Origin of the sequence: Mesorhizobium sp. dw_380 (assembly GCF_018588885.1) — a bacterium.
Lineage (GTDB): Bacteria > Pseudomonadota > Alphaproteobacteria > Rhizobiales > Rhizobiaceae > Mesorhizobium.
Window position 1 is genome coordinate 255,290 of the sequence record NZ_JAFFIW010000001.1, and the last position, 12,877, is coordinate 268,166.

A 12,877-nucleotide genomic window follows, 5' to 3' on the forward strand; every position below is an offset into this window, starting at 1 on the left:
TGTCATTTTGCCGCGCTCATTCCTCGTCGTCGGAATCCTTGTCCTTGGACTTCAGCGCCGAGAGCTTGGCGAACACCGCGTTGGCGTCGAGTTCTGCATCCTCGTCCTTCGGCTTTTCGGGAGCCGGCACCAGCCGCTCGGTCAGGGCGGCCGGCAGCAGCGTGTCACCGACCGGCTGCGCCTGTTCGCGGCCGCGCGAGGCGCGGTTGACTTCCATGTCGAGGTCGATCTGCGAGGCGAGACCCAGCGTCACCGGATCCATCGGCTGCAGATTGGCGGAGTTCCAGTGCTTGCGTTCGCGGATCTGCTCGATCGTCGACTTGGTGGTGCCGACGAGACGCGAAATCTGCGCGTCCTTGAGCTCGGGATGGTTGCGCACCAGCCACAGGATGGCGTTCGGCCGGTCCTGACGCTTCGACAGCGGCGTATAGCGCGGACCCTTGCGCTTGGATTCCGGCACCCGAACCTTGGGGTCGGAAAGCTTCAGGCGCTGGTTCGGGTCCTTCTCGGCGCGGGCGATCTCGTCGCGGGTCAGCTGGCCGGTCATGATCGGATCCATGCCCTTGATGCCTTGCGCCGATTCGCCGTCGGCGATTGCCTTGACCTCGAGCGGATGCAGCCCGCAGAACTGCGCGATCTGCTCGAAGGAGAGCGCGGTGTTGTCGACCAGCCAGACGGCGGTCGCCTTGGGCATCAGCAGCGTATTGGCCATTTTTAAAAATCCTTCTCGTTCGCCCGCGTTCCCGCGCGGGCGGTGGTTTAGAGCCACCAAAATGGGAAATTCGCGGCCTATATAACCGTTCCCTTGCCGTTTCGCAATGTTTTTGGAGGCGCTTGTTTTTTGGAGGAGCGGGGGCTCCAATACATTCGGGAACCGGCCAGCGCATTTGAATGCCTTGACCGCCAGCGATCTCAGCCGAAGCGGCCAGCGCTTTTGAGCAGGGCCACGAGCTGGCTTTGCTGACGTGTGCCGGTCTTGGCGAATATTCGCTCCAGATAGGTCCGGGCGGTTCTTTTCCGTGATGTTGGACCCGGCTGCGGCGGCGCGAGCCTATCGAAGCGCTATGCGCGCTTGTGGGATTGCCTGGATCCCAAAAGACAAAACCCGCTGGACAGGGTCCAGCGGGTTCGGAACCGGAAACGGGAAACGTCTGCGACGGCTCTACTTCTCGGCACCAGCCCGGCCTTGCGGCCAAGTCGTGCTTGAAGACGTCATGCTTGAAATCAAATCGCCTGGCGGGCGATCCGTTCGATGTCGCCGCGGTTGATGCCGAGGTCGCTGAGCTGACGTGCGTTGAGGCGGTTCAGTTCGCGCACGGTCTCGTTGTACATGCGCCAGTTACGGAAAGCGCGGATCGGGTTCATGATGGTCCTCCTGATGGGGTGTTCGTTTCGATGATGCTCAAATAGTCATCATCGACCAGGACTTGAATGGACGATTTTGCATAGCAATGATGCAAATGCTGCATTGCACCATTAAACCTCTGTTCATCTTGTAGGCAGTGAGACCCAAGCCAAGGACGTGTCGAGATTCAGGTTAGGCCGAGTCGAAAATGATGGTTTCCGAGAACCGGAGCGGAGCGCACTTAAGTACGTGAGCACCGGCCTACGCCGGCCGTAGCCTTGATTGCTACGACCATTCATAAATGCTTCGGCCGGCGAAGGCCGGAAGCGCAGGAAGCCATCATTTGCAGGCCGGCATCACCTGAATATCGATACGTCCTAGCCGACATCGAGCACGATCTTGCCGATATGCTCGCCCTCCTCCATCCGCTCGTGGGCGCGCCAGGCATCCGCGAGCGGGAAAATCATATCCATGACGGGAGCGACCTTGCGCGCGCCGAGCATTGGCCACACCTGCGCCTCCAGCGCCGCCGCGATCGCAGCCTTGAACTCGACGGTGCGCGGCCTCAGCGTCGAACCCGTATGGGTCAGCCGCTTGACCATGATCTTGGAAAAATCGGCGCTGGCGACGGCGCCGGCCTGCACGGCGATCTGGACGATGCGGCCCTCTACGGCCGCGGCCTCGTAGTTTCGCTGGACATAGTCGCCGCCGACCATGTCGAGGATGACATTGGCCCCTTTGCCATCAGTCGCCTCTTTCACCGCCGTGACGAAATCCTCCTCGCGATAGTTGATCGCGCGGTCGGCGCCGAGTTTCAGGCAGGCGTCGCATTTCTCTTTCGATCCGGCCGTGGTGATGACATAGGCGCCGAACGCCGAGGCAAGCTGGATCGCCGTGGTGCCGATGCCGGAAGACCCGCCATGCACCAGCAGCGTCTCACCCTTTTTCAGCCCGCCACGCTCGAACACATTGTGCCAGACGGTGAAATAGTTTTCCGGCACCGCCGCCGCTTCCGTGTGGGTGAAGCCGGCCGGCAGCGGCAGCACGCTTCCGGCATGAACCTTGACATATTCGGCATAGCCGCCGCCAGGCGTGAGCGCGCAGACCCGGTCGCCGATGCGCCAGCGCGATATCTCGTCGCCAAGGGCCGCCACTTCGCCCGACGCCTCAAGGCCGGGCAGGTCCGACGCCCCGGGCGGCGGCGGGTAGGCCCCTTTGCGCTGCTGCACGTCCGGCCGGTTGACGCCGGCGGCATGGACCTTGATCAGGATCTCGCCGGGGCCGGGCAAGGGAACCTCGCGCATTTCCGGTTTCAGCACCCGTGGGCCACCTGGCTCCGAGATCGCGATCGCTGTCATGCTTGCCGGAATTTTCTGTCCGCTCGCCATGAAATTTCCCGTCTTTCCTCGCCGCATTCTTACCGGCTGTTTGCATCGACGCCCCTGCCCTATGTATGCTGATTGCCAAATCAGGCAAATGGCCAATCTGGTGTGGCGGAGGAGGAGCAACGATGGCGATCTTCGACGACGAACCCAAGAAGAAGGCGCGTCCGCACGAGATCGGGCAGGACCTTTCGCTGCTTTCCGTTGCCGAGCTGTCGGAGCGGATCGGCATCCTGCGCGACGAAATCGCGAGACTGGAAGCGGAGCTCAAGGCCAAGGACAGCACCAAATCGGCCGCCGAGGCGCTGTTCCGCCGCGGATAGGCCGACGGGCGGAACGGCCCGCCGCTGAAAAGCCGGAATGCGACTGTCTTCAGACCTGCGTCCCTTCCAGAGTCCAGCCGGATCAAAAAATGCTCGCATCCTACAGACCGATCCTCTCCCTGCTTCGCGGCACCGCCTTCCTGCTGGCCGCATCGGGGCTGCACGGGCTGCTGTTGCCCTTGCGCGGCCAGTTGGAGGGCTTCTCGACCGCATCGCTCGGCCTGATGGGTACGGCCTGGGCCGGCGGCTTCGTCACCGGCTGCTTCTTTGCACCGCGCATCGTGCGCCGCGCCGGGCATGTTCGCGCCTTCGGCGCCTTTGCCGCTTCCGGTGCCATCGTGGCGCTGCTCACCGGCCTCATCATCGACGAATATGTCTGGATCCTGCTGCGCGCCTTCACCGGCTTCACCATGGCCGGCGCCTTCATGGTCATCGAAAGCTGGCTGAACGAGAAAGCCACCAACGAGAACCGCGGCACAGTCTTCGGCCTCTATATGATGGTCACCTATGCCTCGATCATGGGCGGGCAGATGATCGTCGCCGGCGGCGATGTGAAATCGGCGTCGCTGTTCATGATCACCGGCATCCTGTTCTGCCTGTCGCTGATCCCGACCGCGGTATCGACGGCCTCGCACCCCAAGCCGCTGCAGGACGTCAAGCTCGACGTCAAGGGTCTCTACGCCAATTCGCCGGTGTCGGCGATCGCCTGCGTGCTGATCGGCATCGCCAACGGCGCCTGGGGCACGCTCGGTGCGGTCTATGGCGCCCGCATCGGCATTTCCACGGCCGAGATCGCCTTGATGATGAGCCTGGTGGTCGTCGCCGGTGCCGCCATGCAGCTTCCGGCCGGGCGTCTATCCGACACGACCGACCGGCGTTTCGTGCTGGCGGGTGCGGCTTTCGGCGCCGCGCTGTTCGCGCTCATGATCTTCCTGTTCGAGCCGCGCTCCGGCGTCTTCGTCATCGTCTTCACCGCCGCCTACGGCGCTTTCGCCTACACGCTGTATTCGATCGCCGTGGCGCATGCCAACGACCACGCCCGGTCGGAGGATTTCGTCAAGGTATCGGGCGGCCTGCTGCTGCTTTACGGCTTCGGCACCATGATCGGCCCTTTGCTGGCGGCGGCGCTGATGGGCTGGATGCGCCCGGAGGGCCTGTTCCTGGCGACCGCCTTCGCGCATCTGTCATTGGCCGGCTACACGCTGCTGCGCATCAGCCGCCGCGCTCCGGTGCCGATCGGAGATCGCGACGCTTTCAAGACGCAACCCGCCGACCGCTCGGTGACGCCGGAAGCATTGCGGCTCGATCCAAGAAGAAAAGCAGAAGCAAACAGTTGAGATTCGAAAAACTTTGCCCCACAAATGAGGCATGATGTTTTCTGACGCCTTCATGGCGATCGCCGACCCCAATCGGCGCCATCTTCTGGAAGAACTTCGACGCGGTCCGAAGACCGTCAACGAGTTGGCGGCCGGGCTACCAGTCTCACGCCCGGCCGTATCACAGCATCTGAAAGTGTTGCTGGAGGCCGGGCTCGTAAATGCCAAGGCCGAAGGCACGCGGCGTGTCTATGCGGTAAGCAACTCCGGCTTCCTGAAACTCAACATCTGGCTCGATCAATTCTGGGAAGCCTGATCCGCGCGCCCTAATCAGCGAAGGCCGATACGATACTCAGGCTTGCGCATGCAGGAAGGCGCCGAGACCATCGAGCAGTTCGCCGGTTCCATGCTCGCGCGTAGCAGACGTGTCGTGGCCGTCGAGGAAGGCGCCCTGCTCCGTCATCACAAGCCGCGTGCCACCACTTTCCGCCACAAACTCGATCGTCGCCAATGACACCGAGACGCGGGTTTCGCCAAAAAGCAGTTCATAGCTGTAGACGATGCGCTGGTCCTGCACGATGTCCTGATAGACCGCGTTGAAGAAATGCATCTGCCCATCGCTCGGGCAGCCGGCATTGACCTCCTTGCCGCCGACGCGGAAATCCATTTCGTGCCGGCTGGGCATCGGATCGTGAGGATCGACGAACCAGCGCCGCTTGGCATCCGGGTTGCTAAACGCGGAGAAGACTTTCGCCGGCGCCGCCGGATAGCTCCGCTCGATGACAAAGGTGGAATGGACGACGGAACGTTGGCTCATTGAGGTCTCCTTCATGTTTCGTCCCTGGTTTCGGCAAGAAAATCGCCGAGCCGATCCAGCCGGCGCTCCCAGGAGAGGCGCCGTTCATTGATCCAGTGTTCGGCCGCCCGCAGCGCCTTGGGCTCGATCTGGCAGGTGCGCACCCGTCCAACCTTTTGCGTGCGCACCAAGCCGCTTGCCTCCAGAAGGTTCAGATGCTGGACGACGGCCGACAGCGACATCGCCAGCGGCTCGGCCAATTGGCTGACCGAAGCAGGACCACGCGACAGCCGGTCGACCATCTGCCGCCGCGCCGGATCGGCAAGCGCCTGGAACATAAGGTCGAGCTGGGCGGGATCGTGCAGCATTGCGGTCAGCCGTTGTTGTAGGGGAAGAGTTTGAAGTAGGGCTGCGCCTCCGCGATCACCCTGCTGAAGGCGGGGCGCTGCAGCAGGCGGTCATGGTAGCGTTTCACGGCCGGATATTTGTCGCCGAACGGCTCGACCTTGTTGGCGTAGAACAGCGCCGGAGAAGCCGCGCAATCGGCCATGGTGAAGGCGTCGCCCATCGCCCAGCTCTTCGACTGCATCTCCTGCTCGATGATGGCATAGGAAGTGCGCAGCTGGTCGCGCGCCTGCTCGACGCCGAACGGATCGGTCTTGTCCCGCGGCCGCAATCGGTCAGCGACGATCTTCTGCATCGGCTCCTGCACATAGAAATCATAGAAGCGATCAGCCTGGCGGACCGCCAGCGCCAGGTCGATGTCGGCGGGAACGAGCTCGACCGGCCCCGGATAGTGCGCGGCCAGATATTCGACGACGATGGTCGATTCCAGCACCGTGCGGTCGCGCGCATCGTCGCGAAGCGCCGGCATCTTGCCGGTCGGCGATATCTTCAGGAAGGCCGCACGCGAGTGCTCGTCACCGAGATCGACGATGACCGGGCTGAAGGCCGTGGCGTTCTCGTAGAGCGCGATCAGCGGCTTCCAGCAGAAGGAGGCCAGGGGATGGAAATGAAGCGTCAGGGACATTCTTTGCTCGTCGGTTTCTGGTTCATCGGTGGCCGGATGGCGTGCGCCGCCAAGCCAACACTGAAGCACTTACTTAACTATTGCGGCAAACCTTCTCCGTCAAGGCCAACCCTGGAAGTCTCAATCGGGTCGGATATGCGCGGCGATGGCGGCTACTACATCGGGCCAGTCTTGCGGATGCAGTTCATGGCCGCCACCTTCGACGCGAAGGAGTTTCGCGCCGTCGACCGCCTCGGCCAGCGCCTCGCCATGCTCGATCGGGAAGATCGGATCCGCCGTGCCATGGATGACCAGCAGCGGCGCCGTCAGTTCGCCCAGCCGGCCCTTCCAACGGTCGGAGCCCTTGACCAGGAAATGATTGGTTGCGCTCAGGAACCCTCCGGACCGGTCATAGTCCCGCTCGATGAAGGCTCTCATCGCGGCCTCGTCGAATGGATGTGCGACGCTGGCGATCGCCCTGATATCCCTGACCATGAAGTCGATCACCTGGCCGCGATCCGACCAGTCGACGTCAGCGCCCTCCGCCGAATGCTTGATATAGGCGTCGGTCGTCCGCGGCAGATGGGAGGTGTCCATCCCCATCGGCGAGCTGCTGATCACGGTCAGCGACGCGACACGCGAGGGGTGCTTGAGCGCCACGAGTTGCGCGATCATGCCGCCCATCGACATGCCGGCGACATGGGCCTTGTCGATGCCATGGCTATCGAGCGCACCCACCGCATCGTCCGCCATGTCGTCGAATGTGTAGGGCGGCTCGCCCGGTGCATATTTGGTCGAGCGGCCGGTATCGCGATTGTCATAGCGGATCACGTACAGGCCGGCATTCGCCAGCTTCCGGCAAAAAGCCTCCGGCCACCATAGCATCGAGGCCATCGCGCCCATGATCAGCAGCAGCGGGGGATTTCCAGGGTCGCCGAAGGCTTCGGATATGATCTCGGGATGGTCGATCGTCGTCATCACGGGCCTCCAAATCTGATTGCATTTCGCAATCGGTTGCACCATAGTAAAACCGATACGATAATGCAACCGGTTTTGTGGAGAGAATCGAATGAGCCTCGATCGCCGGTCCGGCTGTCCGATCAACCTGTCGCTGGAAGTGTTCGGCGACCGCTGGAGCCTGATCATCCTTCGCGACATGATTTTCGGCGGCAGGCGCCATTTTCGCGAACTGCTCAACGGATCGATGGAAGGCATCGCCTCCAACATCCTCGCCGACCGGCTGAAACGGCTCATGGAACTGGGCATGCTGACCAAGGCTGACGACCCCAGCCACAAGCAGAAGGCGATCTACAGCCTGACCGAGATGGCCATCACCCTGGTGCCGATCCTGGCCCATCTCGGTGCCTGGGGCCGGGTCTGGCTGCCGACCAGCGAGGAACTCTCGATACGCGCCGAACTCCTGGAAAAAGGTGGACCGCCACTGTGGGAGAAATTCATGGACGAGTTGCGCCACGAGCATCTCGGCACGCCGCTCGATACAGCGTCTGGGCCGTCTGTCCGCGACACCCTGCAGGCCGCCTATGAAGCCGTGGTCGCTCGTAAGGCTCTCAGTGCCAGCCCGGCTGCTTGACCAACTAATTTCCCCGCTGGGAGGCCGGTTCTGCTACAAGGGACGGAAAACCACACGTGACGGGATTGGATACGCTCTTGGTTGAGAACTCTAGGGATAGCGCCCGCGCACGCGCCGATCTGCGCTTCAAGAAGCAGGAAGAGGCGGCAACCGTCCGCCAGAAAGCGATGGCGGAATATGCCGCGGAGAGCGACGCCCGCAAGGCCAAGACCGACAAGCTGCGGGCGCTCCGCCTCGCCAAGGAAGCCGAAGACCTTGCCAATGCGCCGGCAGTGCCCGCCAAGAAGCCTGCACGCGCCAAGAAGAAGAAATAACGCGCTTCCCTCGCGCGATACGGCCTGAACCGGACCGGCTCTGCCAGCCTGTCGACATGGCCGCTCGACGGCACCACATAAACAGCCGCGGCCCTTCATCCCACCGCTTCACAAGAAGTAATTTCAACCGAAACTGGGATTGCTTCGCCCGGCTGGCCGCCGATGATTGTCCGTTCAAACAGGAGATTGCCATGACCGCACTGCTGCTCGAAAAAGCCAGGCAAATCATCGATGCCGCCTTCGCCAAGGGCGCCGAACTCAAGCTCAAGCCGCTCGGCGTCTCGGTGCTCGATGCCGGCGGCCACCTGGTCGCCTTCCAGCGCCAGGACGGCGCCTCGTTCCTGCGCCCGCAAATGTCGGCGGGCAAGGCTTATGGCGCGCTGGCCATCGGCATGGGCTCGCGCAAGGTCGAGGCCTTCGCCAAGGAGCGGCCGCATCTGGTTGCCGGCATTTCCGACGTGTCGGGCGGGCGCGTGCTGCCGGTGGTCGGCGGCGTACTGATCCGCGACAAGGCCGGCGCGATCATCGGCGCCGTCGGCATTTCCGGCGACACTTCCGACAATGACGAGGCGGCGGCCATCGCCGGCATCGAGGCCGCCGGCTTCATCGCCGATCCGGGCTGAGCCCCTTCGGCATCGGGGTCGGGACGCAGCCTCAGAGCAATTCCAGGAAAGTGTGAAGCGGTTTTCCCGGCAAAAGCGCGTAGCGCTTTGCCTGGGGAATTGCGTTAAAACAAAGAGACAGAGCGGTTCGCCGTTTCCGTGAAACGGTGAACCGTTCTAGTTGATGTTGACGTCGCGGCTCGCCGACCGCATCGACACCGCGAACCCGGCCAGCACATCGAACAGCGCAATGATCATCAGCGTGAAGAAGATGGAGTGCGCGGCACCCTTCACCAGCAGGAACTCGACCAGGAAGGCGACGAAGACCAGCGTCGACAGCAGATGGTCCATGATCGAGGCGGTGGTCGTGCGTGCCGACTTCACCATTTCGAGGAACAGGAAGATCAGCCCGATCAGCACCATCAGGTCGCCGAGCGTCATCGCGAACACCCCGCCCGACATCATGCGGAACGAGAAGACCTCGCTCGCCCACGGATCGTCACCGCCGCCGAAAATTCCGAGCAGGCCGAGATTGTAAAGAATGAAAGGCACGATCAAAAGCGGGACGGCACCGAACATCTGGCGTCTCCATATGGGGGCACCTTCTGTAGAATGCGCTACAGGCACGCCGTCAAGATTTTTCGTGCGAGCCCGCAAACACGGTGAAAGACCGGATGCAACAACCATGTCAGCCGATTGCCGGCTGACATGGTTTTCATTTTTGGCGTTTGAATTGACCGGCGCGGACGGCGGCACCAATGACATTGAGGATGATGCTGCCTGCCGTCATCGACGTGATCTCGTTGAGGTCGCGTGCCGGCGCGATCTCGACGATGTCGACGCCGACCACTTCTCCCTTGGCGAACAGACCCTTGATCAGCTCGATCGTCTGGCGAAAGCTGACGCCACCCGGCGATGGTCCCTCGACTGCGGGCATCACGGCCGGATCGAGGCCGTCGGCGTCGATCGTGAGGTAGTAACGGCCGCCATCGGGAATGCGCTCAAGCAGGGCGGCCGTGCCGATATCCTGCCACTGGCCGGCGGTGATGAGGTTGGAGCCGTAGGCGCGTGCCGCTTCGACTTCTTCCAGGCGAGCGCTGCCTTGGCCGCGAATGCCGAGCTGGAAGATCGCCTCGATATGCGCCATTTCCGATGCCCGGCGGATCGGGCTGGAATAGCCTTCCCTGACGCCGTTGACATTGTCGCGCCAGTCGAGATGGGCATCGATCTGCACCAGCGTTATCGGACCCTCGCCGTCGAGCGCCCGGAAAATCGGGATCGGAATGCCGTGATCGCCACCGATGGTGATCGGCAGCGCGCCGGCGGCGCGTATCTTGCGGATCGCCGCTTCGGCTCTGGCGTAGTGCCCGGCAGAATCGGACGCTTCAGCTGGCACGTCACCGACATCGACCACCTTGATGTCCTGCCCGTCGAACAATGTGCCGCCAATGTCGAAATCATAGCGATCGAGCCCGAGGCTTATGCGCTGCGAGGCGCGCCGCACCGCGGTCGGCGCATTGGTCTGGTCGTTGATCATCTCGTCGATCGTGTAGGGCGCGCCATAGGGCATGCCGATGATGACGACATCGGCCTCCAGCCTGTCGAGATCCTCGACCAGCGGGAAGTTCATGAATGTCTGGAAGACAGTGCGCGGCGCGATGGTAAGCTTGGACATGCGGTCTCCTCTGTTCCCTCGCCTTCGCGGTTCCAGCAGTGAGATCTCGCGGGCGTGTTTCAGCCGCGAAAAATGGCAGCGAAGGCGTTCAACCCCAGTACAGCACCGCCACCCCGGTGAATATCGCCACCGACCGCCTTGCCTTTGGCATAAAGCGAACCGCCGCACCTATGCCGGGGCATGCCCGGCCCGGAAGCCCGCACAACGCAAAAAGACCGGCCAGAGGCCGGTCTTTTGCAACTCAAACCTTCGAAAAAAGCTGAACTCAGCTTTCCTTGGGCGTCAGCACCTGGCGACCGCGATACATGCCGGTCTTCAGATCGATGTGGTGCGGGCGGCGCATTTCGCCGGAATTCTTGTCCTCGACATAGGTCGGGGCCTTGAGGGCGTCGGCCGAGCGGCGCATGCCGCGCTTGGACGGAGAGGTTTTGCGTTTCGGAACGGCCATGGATATGCTCCACTACATGGTCAAAAGCCCCGCCCGCCCTCGTGAAAGGGCCATGTCGGGGCCTAAATCTGAGAAAGTCGGGTGCCTATACACGCCTGACACGGTTTTGGCCAGCACTGCGGTGAATTTTTTTAATATTGGCTATTCGACACAGCCGACATAGGCGCCGGAGCGGCCAGCCCTGCGCTCGATAAGATTGGCGAGCCGTCTGAGGCCAGGTCCGGGTTTTGCCGGGTTGCGCGCGATCGGATTGGGCAGGGTGACGGCGAGAAGTGCCGCCTGCCGGCGCGACAGCTGCTTTGCCGAAACGCCGAAATGGTGCTGCGCCGCGGCCTCGATGCCGTAAATGCCCGGCCCCCATTCGGCGATGTTGAGATAGATCTCCATGATGCGCCGTTTCGACATCACCGCGTCGAAATAGACGGCCAGCGGCAGTTCGACCACCTTGCGCACCGAGCCCAGCGGCCGTGACCACAGGAAGAGGTTCTTCACCGTCTGCATGGTGATAGTCGAGGCCCCGCGCGTCGCTTCGCCCGCCAGCGCATCATCGACGACGCCGCGCAATTCGCCGAGATCGACGCCGCGGTGGAAGCAGAATTGCCCGTCCTCCGACATGATGACCGAATGGGCGAGCACCGGCGACACGTCGTCGATCGAAATCCAGCGGCGGTCATAGCCGGAGAAGGTCGCCAGATCCTTCAGCATCAGCGTCGACACCGGGTGCACGAAGAACGGCAGGTAAAGGAAGGTCAGCGCCGCCGGGACAAGCGCCAGCACGGCGGCTACGACAATGCCGCGCCGGACCCAGCGTCTAAGATTACGGCGGCTCACGCCGCGCAATCTCGTCGCCATGTCCAGCTTTTCGGTTTCATGATCGACGATCGGTTCCGCCAAGCCGCCCAACCCGTGCCAGAGAGCTCGTTTTGAAACTCGCTCCTGTGAATCATATGATGGTGTTTTCGAGAACCGGAGCGGAGCGTACATTCGAGTACGTGAGCACCGGAAGCGCAGAAAACGCCTTCAGATGACCGCAGGAGTAGAGTTTCCAAACGGGCTCTTACTGCTCCGGCATAATGGCGCTTGCCTTCTTGCGCAACGTCTGAGTGTCGGCTACCGCTCCCGGCCATGACGAATGACGACGAAATGGCGTTCGAAATGGCGCTCATCAGACGGGCGGCCGCCGTCGAGGTGCTGCTGCGGCGGCTGCTCGACGACCGCCCGCTTTCGGGCGAGATCGCGCGGCCCGGTCGTCTGATGGCGGCGATGCGCCATGGCGTGCTGAACGGCGGCAAGCGCCTGCGCCCGTTCCTGGTCATGGAAAGTGCAGCCCTGTTTTCAGCCGATGGCGAAGCCGCGCAGCGCGTCGCGGCGGCACTCGAATGCGTGCACTGCTATTCGCTGATCCATGACGACCTGCCGGCGATGGACGACGATGATCTGCGCCGTGGCCAGCCGACCGTGCACAAGGCGTTCGATGAAGCGACAGCCATCCTGGCCGGGGACTCCTTATTGACGCTGGCCTTCGACATCATCGCCGATGAAACGACTGTGCTGCCGGCGGAGCGGAGGGCCGCTTTGGTGGTGGCGCTTGCGCGCGCCGCCGGTGCCGGCGGCATGGTCGGCGGCCAGAAGCTCGACCTCGAAGCCGAACACACACCGCCGGATGAGGCCGGCATCATAAGGCTGCAGGCCATGAAGACCGGCGCGCTGATCCGCTTCGCCTGCGAGGCGGGCGCCATCATCGCCGGCGCTCAGGCCCAGGATCGCGAAAGACTGGCCGAATTCGGCTCCGCGATCGGCCTTGCCTTCCAGCTGGCCGATGACCTGCTCGACCTGACGGCCGACGCCAACCAGATGGGCAAGGCGACCGGCAAGGACGCCGCCGCCGGCAAGGGAACGCTGGTGGCGCTGCACGGCGCGAATTGGGCGCGCAGCCAGCTGCAGGGCCTTGTTGGCCAGGCGCACGCGCTGCTCGAACCCTACGGCGACAAGGCGGCGCTGCTGAAGGAGGCTGCAACGTTCGTGGCGACGCGCAACAACTGAGAGTGCGCCCCGATATCCGTGAGGCAAAAGGGA

17 protein-coding genes and 1 pseudogene are annotated in these 12,877 nt (G+C 62.8%); 7 read left to right on the forward strand and 11 right to left on the reverse strand.

All coding sequences use genetic code 11. From position 1 onward, the window contains the following. Positions 1-16: 16 nt before the first annotated feature. The 3 genes from JT360_RS01270 to JT360_RS01280 form a co-directional block, all read right to left on the reverse strand. Complete coding sequence (locus tag JT360_RS01270; RefSeq protein ID WP_214469671.1) at positions 17-712, reverse strand: DUF1013 domain-containing protein; 696 nt, start codon at positions 710-712, stop codon at positions 17-19. A gap of 512 nt (positions 713-1,224) precedes the next feature. Beyond that, on the reverse strand, positions 1,225-1,365 hold the full coding sequence (locus tag JT360_RS01275) for a DUF1127 domain-containing protein (protein ID WP_013892619.1): 141 nt from the start codon (positions 1,363-1,365) through the stop codon (positions 1,225-1,227). 357 nt (positions 1,366-1,722) lie between these two features. After that, positions 1,723-2,733, reverse strand: a complete 1,011-nt coding sequence (locus tag JT360_RS01280; RefSeq protein ID WP_214469672.1) for an NAD(P)H-quinone oxidoreductase — start codon at positions 2,731-2,733, stop codon at positions 1,723-1,725. A 122-nt stretch (positions 2,734-2,855) separates the two neighbouring features. On the opposite strand from JT360_RS01280, the gene JT360_RS01285 reads away from it, so the two are divergent. From JT360_RS01285 to JT360_RS01295, 3 genes and pseudogenes are all read left to right on the forward strand, one after another. After that, positions 2,856-3,050, forward strand: coding sequence for a DUF1192 domain-containing protein (locus JT360_RS01285; protein WP_214469673.1), 195 nt, complete (start codon positions 2,856-2,858; stop codon positions 3,048-3,050). A 68-nt stretch (positions 3,051-3,118) separates the two neighbouring features. Further along, positions 3,119-4,387, forward strand: a pseudogene (locus JT360_RS01290) (MFS transporter); the annotation flags it as partial. A 31-nt stretch (positions 4,388-4,418) separates the two neighbouring features. After that, entirely contained in the window at positions 4,419-4,682 is a 264-nt protein-coding gene (locus JT360_RS01295; protein WP_214469675.1) for an ArsR/SmtB family transcription factor, read from the forward strand. Positions 4,683-4,718: 36 nt separating this feature from the next. On the opposite strand, the gene JT360_RS01300 is transcribed toward JT360_RS01295, so the two are convergent. The 4 genes from JT360_RS01300 to JT360_RS01315 form a co-directional block, all read right to left on the reverse strand. Further along, complete coding sequence (locus JT360_RS01300; protein WP_214469676.1) at positions 4,719-5,183, reverse strand: SRPBCC family protein; 465 nt, start codon at positions 5,181-5,183, stop codon at positions 4,719-4,721. An 11-nt stretch (positions 5,184-5,194) separates the two neighbouring features. Beyond that, a complete protein-coding gene (locus JT360_RS01305; RefSeq protein ID WP_214469677.1) occupies positions 5,195-5,530 on the reverse strand; it encodes an ArsR/SmtB family transcription factor in 336 nt (111 codons plus the stop codon). Between the two features lie 5 nt (positions 5,531-5,535). Next, complete coding sequence (locus JT360_RS01310; protein ID WP_214469678.1) at positions 5,536-6,192, reverse strand: glutathione S-transferase family protein; 657 nt, start codon at positions 6,190-6,192, stop codon at positions 5,536-5,538. 120 nt (positions 6,193-6,312) lie between these two features. After that, a complete protein-coding gene (locus tag JT360_RS01315; protein WP_214469679.1) occupies positions 6,313-7,149 on the reverse strand; it encodes an alpha/beta fold hydrolase in 837 nt (278 codons plus the stop codon). Between the two features lie 91 nt (positions 7,150-7,240). Here JT360_RS01315 and JT360_RS01320 point away from each other — a divergent pair, with 91 nt between their 5' ends. From JT360_RS01320 to JT360_RS01330, 3 genes are all read left to right on the forward strand, one after another. Next, complete coding sequence (locus JT360_RS01320) at positions 7,241-7,762, forward strand: winged helix-turn-helix transcriptional regulator (RefSeq protein ID WP_214469680.1); 522 nt, start codon at positions 7,241-7,243, stop codon at positions 7,760-7,762. A gap of 77 nt (positions 7,763-7,839) precedes the next feature. Continuing rightward, on the forward strand, positions 7,840-8,076 hold the full coding sequence (locus JT360_RS01325) for a hypothetical protein (RefSeq protein WP_214469681.1): 237 nt from the start codon (positions 7,840-7,842) through the stop codon (positions 8,074-8,076). Positions 8,077-8,267: 191 nt separating this feature from the next. Next, positions 8,268-8,699 (forward strand): GlcG/HbpS family heme-binding protein, encoded by a 432-nt coding sequence (locus JT360_RS01330; protein WP_214469682.1) that lies wholly within the window; start codon positions 8,268-8,270, stop codon positions 8,697-8,699. Between the two features lie 156 nt (positions 8,700-8,855). On the opposite strand, the gene JT360_RS01335 is transcribed toward JT360_RS01330, so the two are convergent. The 4 genes from JT360_RS01335 to JT360_RS01350 form a co-directional block, all read right to left on the reverse strand. Next, positions 8,856-9,257 carry a hypothetical protein gene (locus JT360_RS01335; protein ID WP_214469683.1) on the reverse strand — a complete coding sequence of 134 codons (402 nt, stop codon included), beginning with the start codon at positions 9,255-9,257 and terminating at the stop codon, positions 8,856-8,858. Positions 9,258-9,393: 136 nt separating this feature from the next. Then, on the reverse strand, positions 9,394-10,353 hold the full coding sequence (locus JT360_RS01340) for an agmatinase (protein WP_214469684.1): 960 nt from the start codon (positions 10,351-10,353) through the stop codon (positions 9,394-9,396). Positions 10,354-10,618: 265 nt separating this feature from the next. Then, complete coding sequence (rpmF, locus tag JT360_RS01345) at positions 10,619-10,801, reverse strand: 50S ribosomal protein L32 (RefSeq protein ID WP_008834724.1); 183 nt, start codon at positions 10,799-10,801, stop codon at positions 10,619-10,621. 141 nt (positions 10,802-10,942) lie between these two features. Beyond that, complete coding sequence (locus JT360_RS01350; RefSeq protein WP_214469685.1) at positions 10,943-11,704, reverse strand: biosynthetic peptidoglycan transglycosylase; 762 nt, start codon at positions 11,702-11,704, stop codon at positions 10,943-10,945. A gap of 222 nt (positions 11,705-11,926) precedes the next feature. Between JT360_RS01350 and JT360_RS01355 the strand changes: the two genes are divergently transcribed. Continuing rightward, entirely contained in the window at positions 11,927-12,844 is a 918-nt protein-coding gene (locus tag JT360_RS01355) for a polyprenyl synthetase family protein (RefSeq protein WP_214469686.1), read from the forward strand. Positions 12,845-12,877 lie beyond the last annotated feature (33 nt).

Coding starts and splice junctions, on each gene's coding strand:
- JT360_RS01270 (WP_214469671.1), bottom strand. CDS start 712: ATGGCCAATACGCTGCTGATGCCCAAGGCGACCGCCGTCTGGCTGGTC.
- JT360_RS01275 (WP_013892619.1), bottom strand. CDS start 1,365: ATGAACCCGATCCGCGCTTTCCGTAACTGGCGCATGTACAACGAGACC.
- JT360_RS01280 (WP_214469672.1), bottom strand. CDS start 2,733: ATGGCGAGCGGACAGAAAATTCCGGCAAGCATGACAGCGATCGCGATC.
- JT360_RS01285 (WP_214469673.1), top strand. CDS start 2,856: ATGGCGATCTTCGACGACGAACCCAAGAAGAAGGCGCGTCCGCACGAG.
- JT360_RS01295 (WP_214469675.1), top strand. CDS start 4,419: ATGATGTTTTCTGACGCCTTCATGGCGATCGCCGACCCCAATCGGCGC.
- JT360_RS01300 (WP_214469676.1), bottom strand. CDS start 5,183: ATGAGCCAACGTTCCGTCGTCCATTCCACCTTTGTCATCGAGCGGAGC.
- JT360_RS01305 (WP_214469677.1), bottom strand. CDS start 5,530: ATGCTGCACGATCCCGCCCAGCTCGACCTTATGTTCCAGGCGCTTGCC.
- JT360_RS01310 (WP_214469678.1), bottom strand. CDS start 6,192: ATGTCCCTGACGCTTCATTTCCATCCCCTGGCCTCCTTCTGCTGGAAG.
- JT360_RS01315 (WP_214469679.1), bottom strand. CDS start 7,149: ATGACGACGATCGACCATCCCGAGATCATATCCGAAGCCTTCGGCGAC.
- JT360_RS01320 (WP_214469680.1), top strand. CDS start 7,241: ATGAGCCTCGATCGCCGGTCCGGCTGTCCGATCAACCTGTCGCTGGAA.
- JT360_RS01330 (WP_214469682.1), top strand. CDS start 8,268: ATGACCGCACTGCTGCTCGAAAAAGCCAGGCAAATCATCGATGCCGCC.
- JT360_RS01335 (WP_214469683.1), bottom strand. CDS start 9,257: ATGTTCGGTGCCGTCCCGCTTTTGATCGTGCCTTTCATTCTTTACAAT.
- JT360_RS01340 (WP_214469684.1), bottom strand. CDS start 10,353: ATGTCCAAGCTTACCATCGCGCCGCGCACTGTCTTCCAGACATTCATG.
- rpmF (WP_008834724.1), bottom strand. CDS start 10,801: ATGGCCGTTCCGAAACGCAAAACCTCTCCGTCCAAGCGCGGCATGCGC.
- JT360_RS01355 (WP_214469686.1), top strand. CDS start 11,927: ATGACGAATGACGACGAAATGGCGTTCGAAATGGCGCTCATCAGACGG.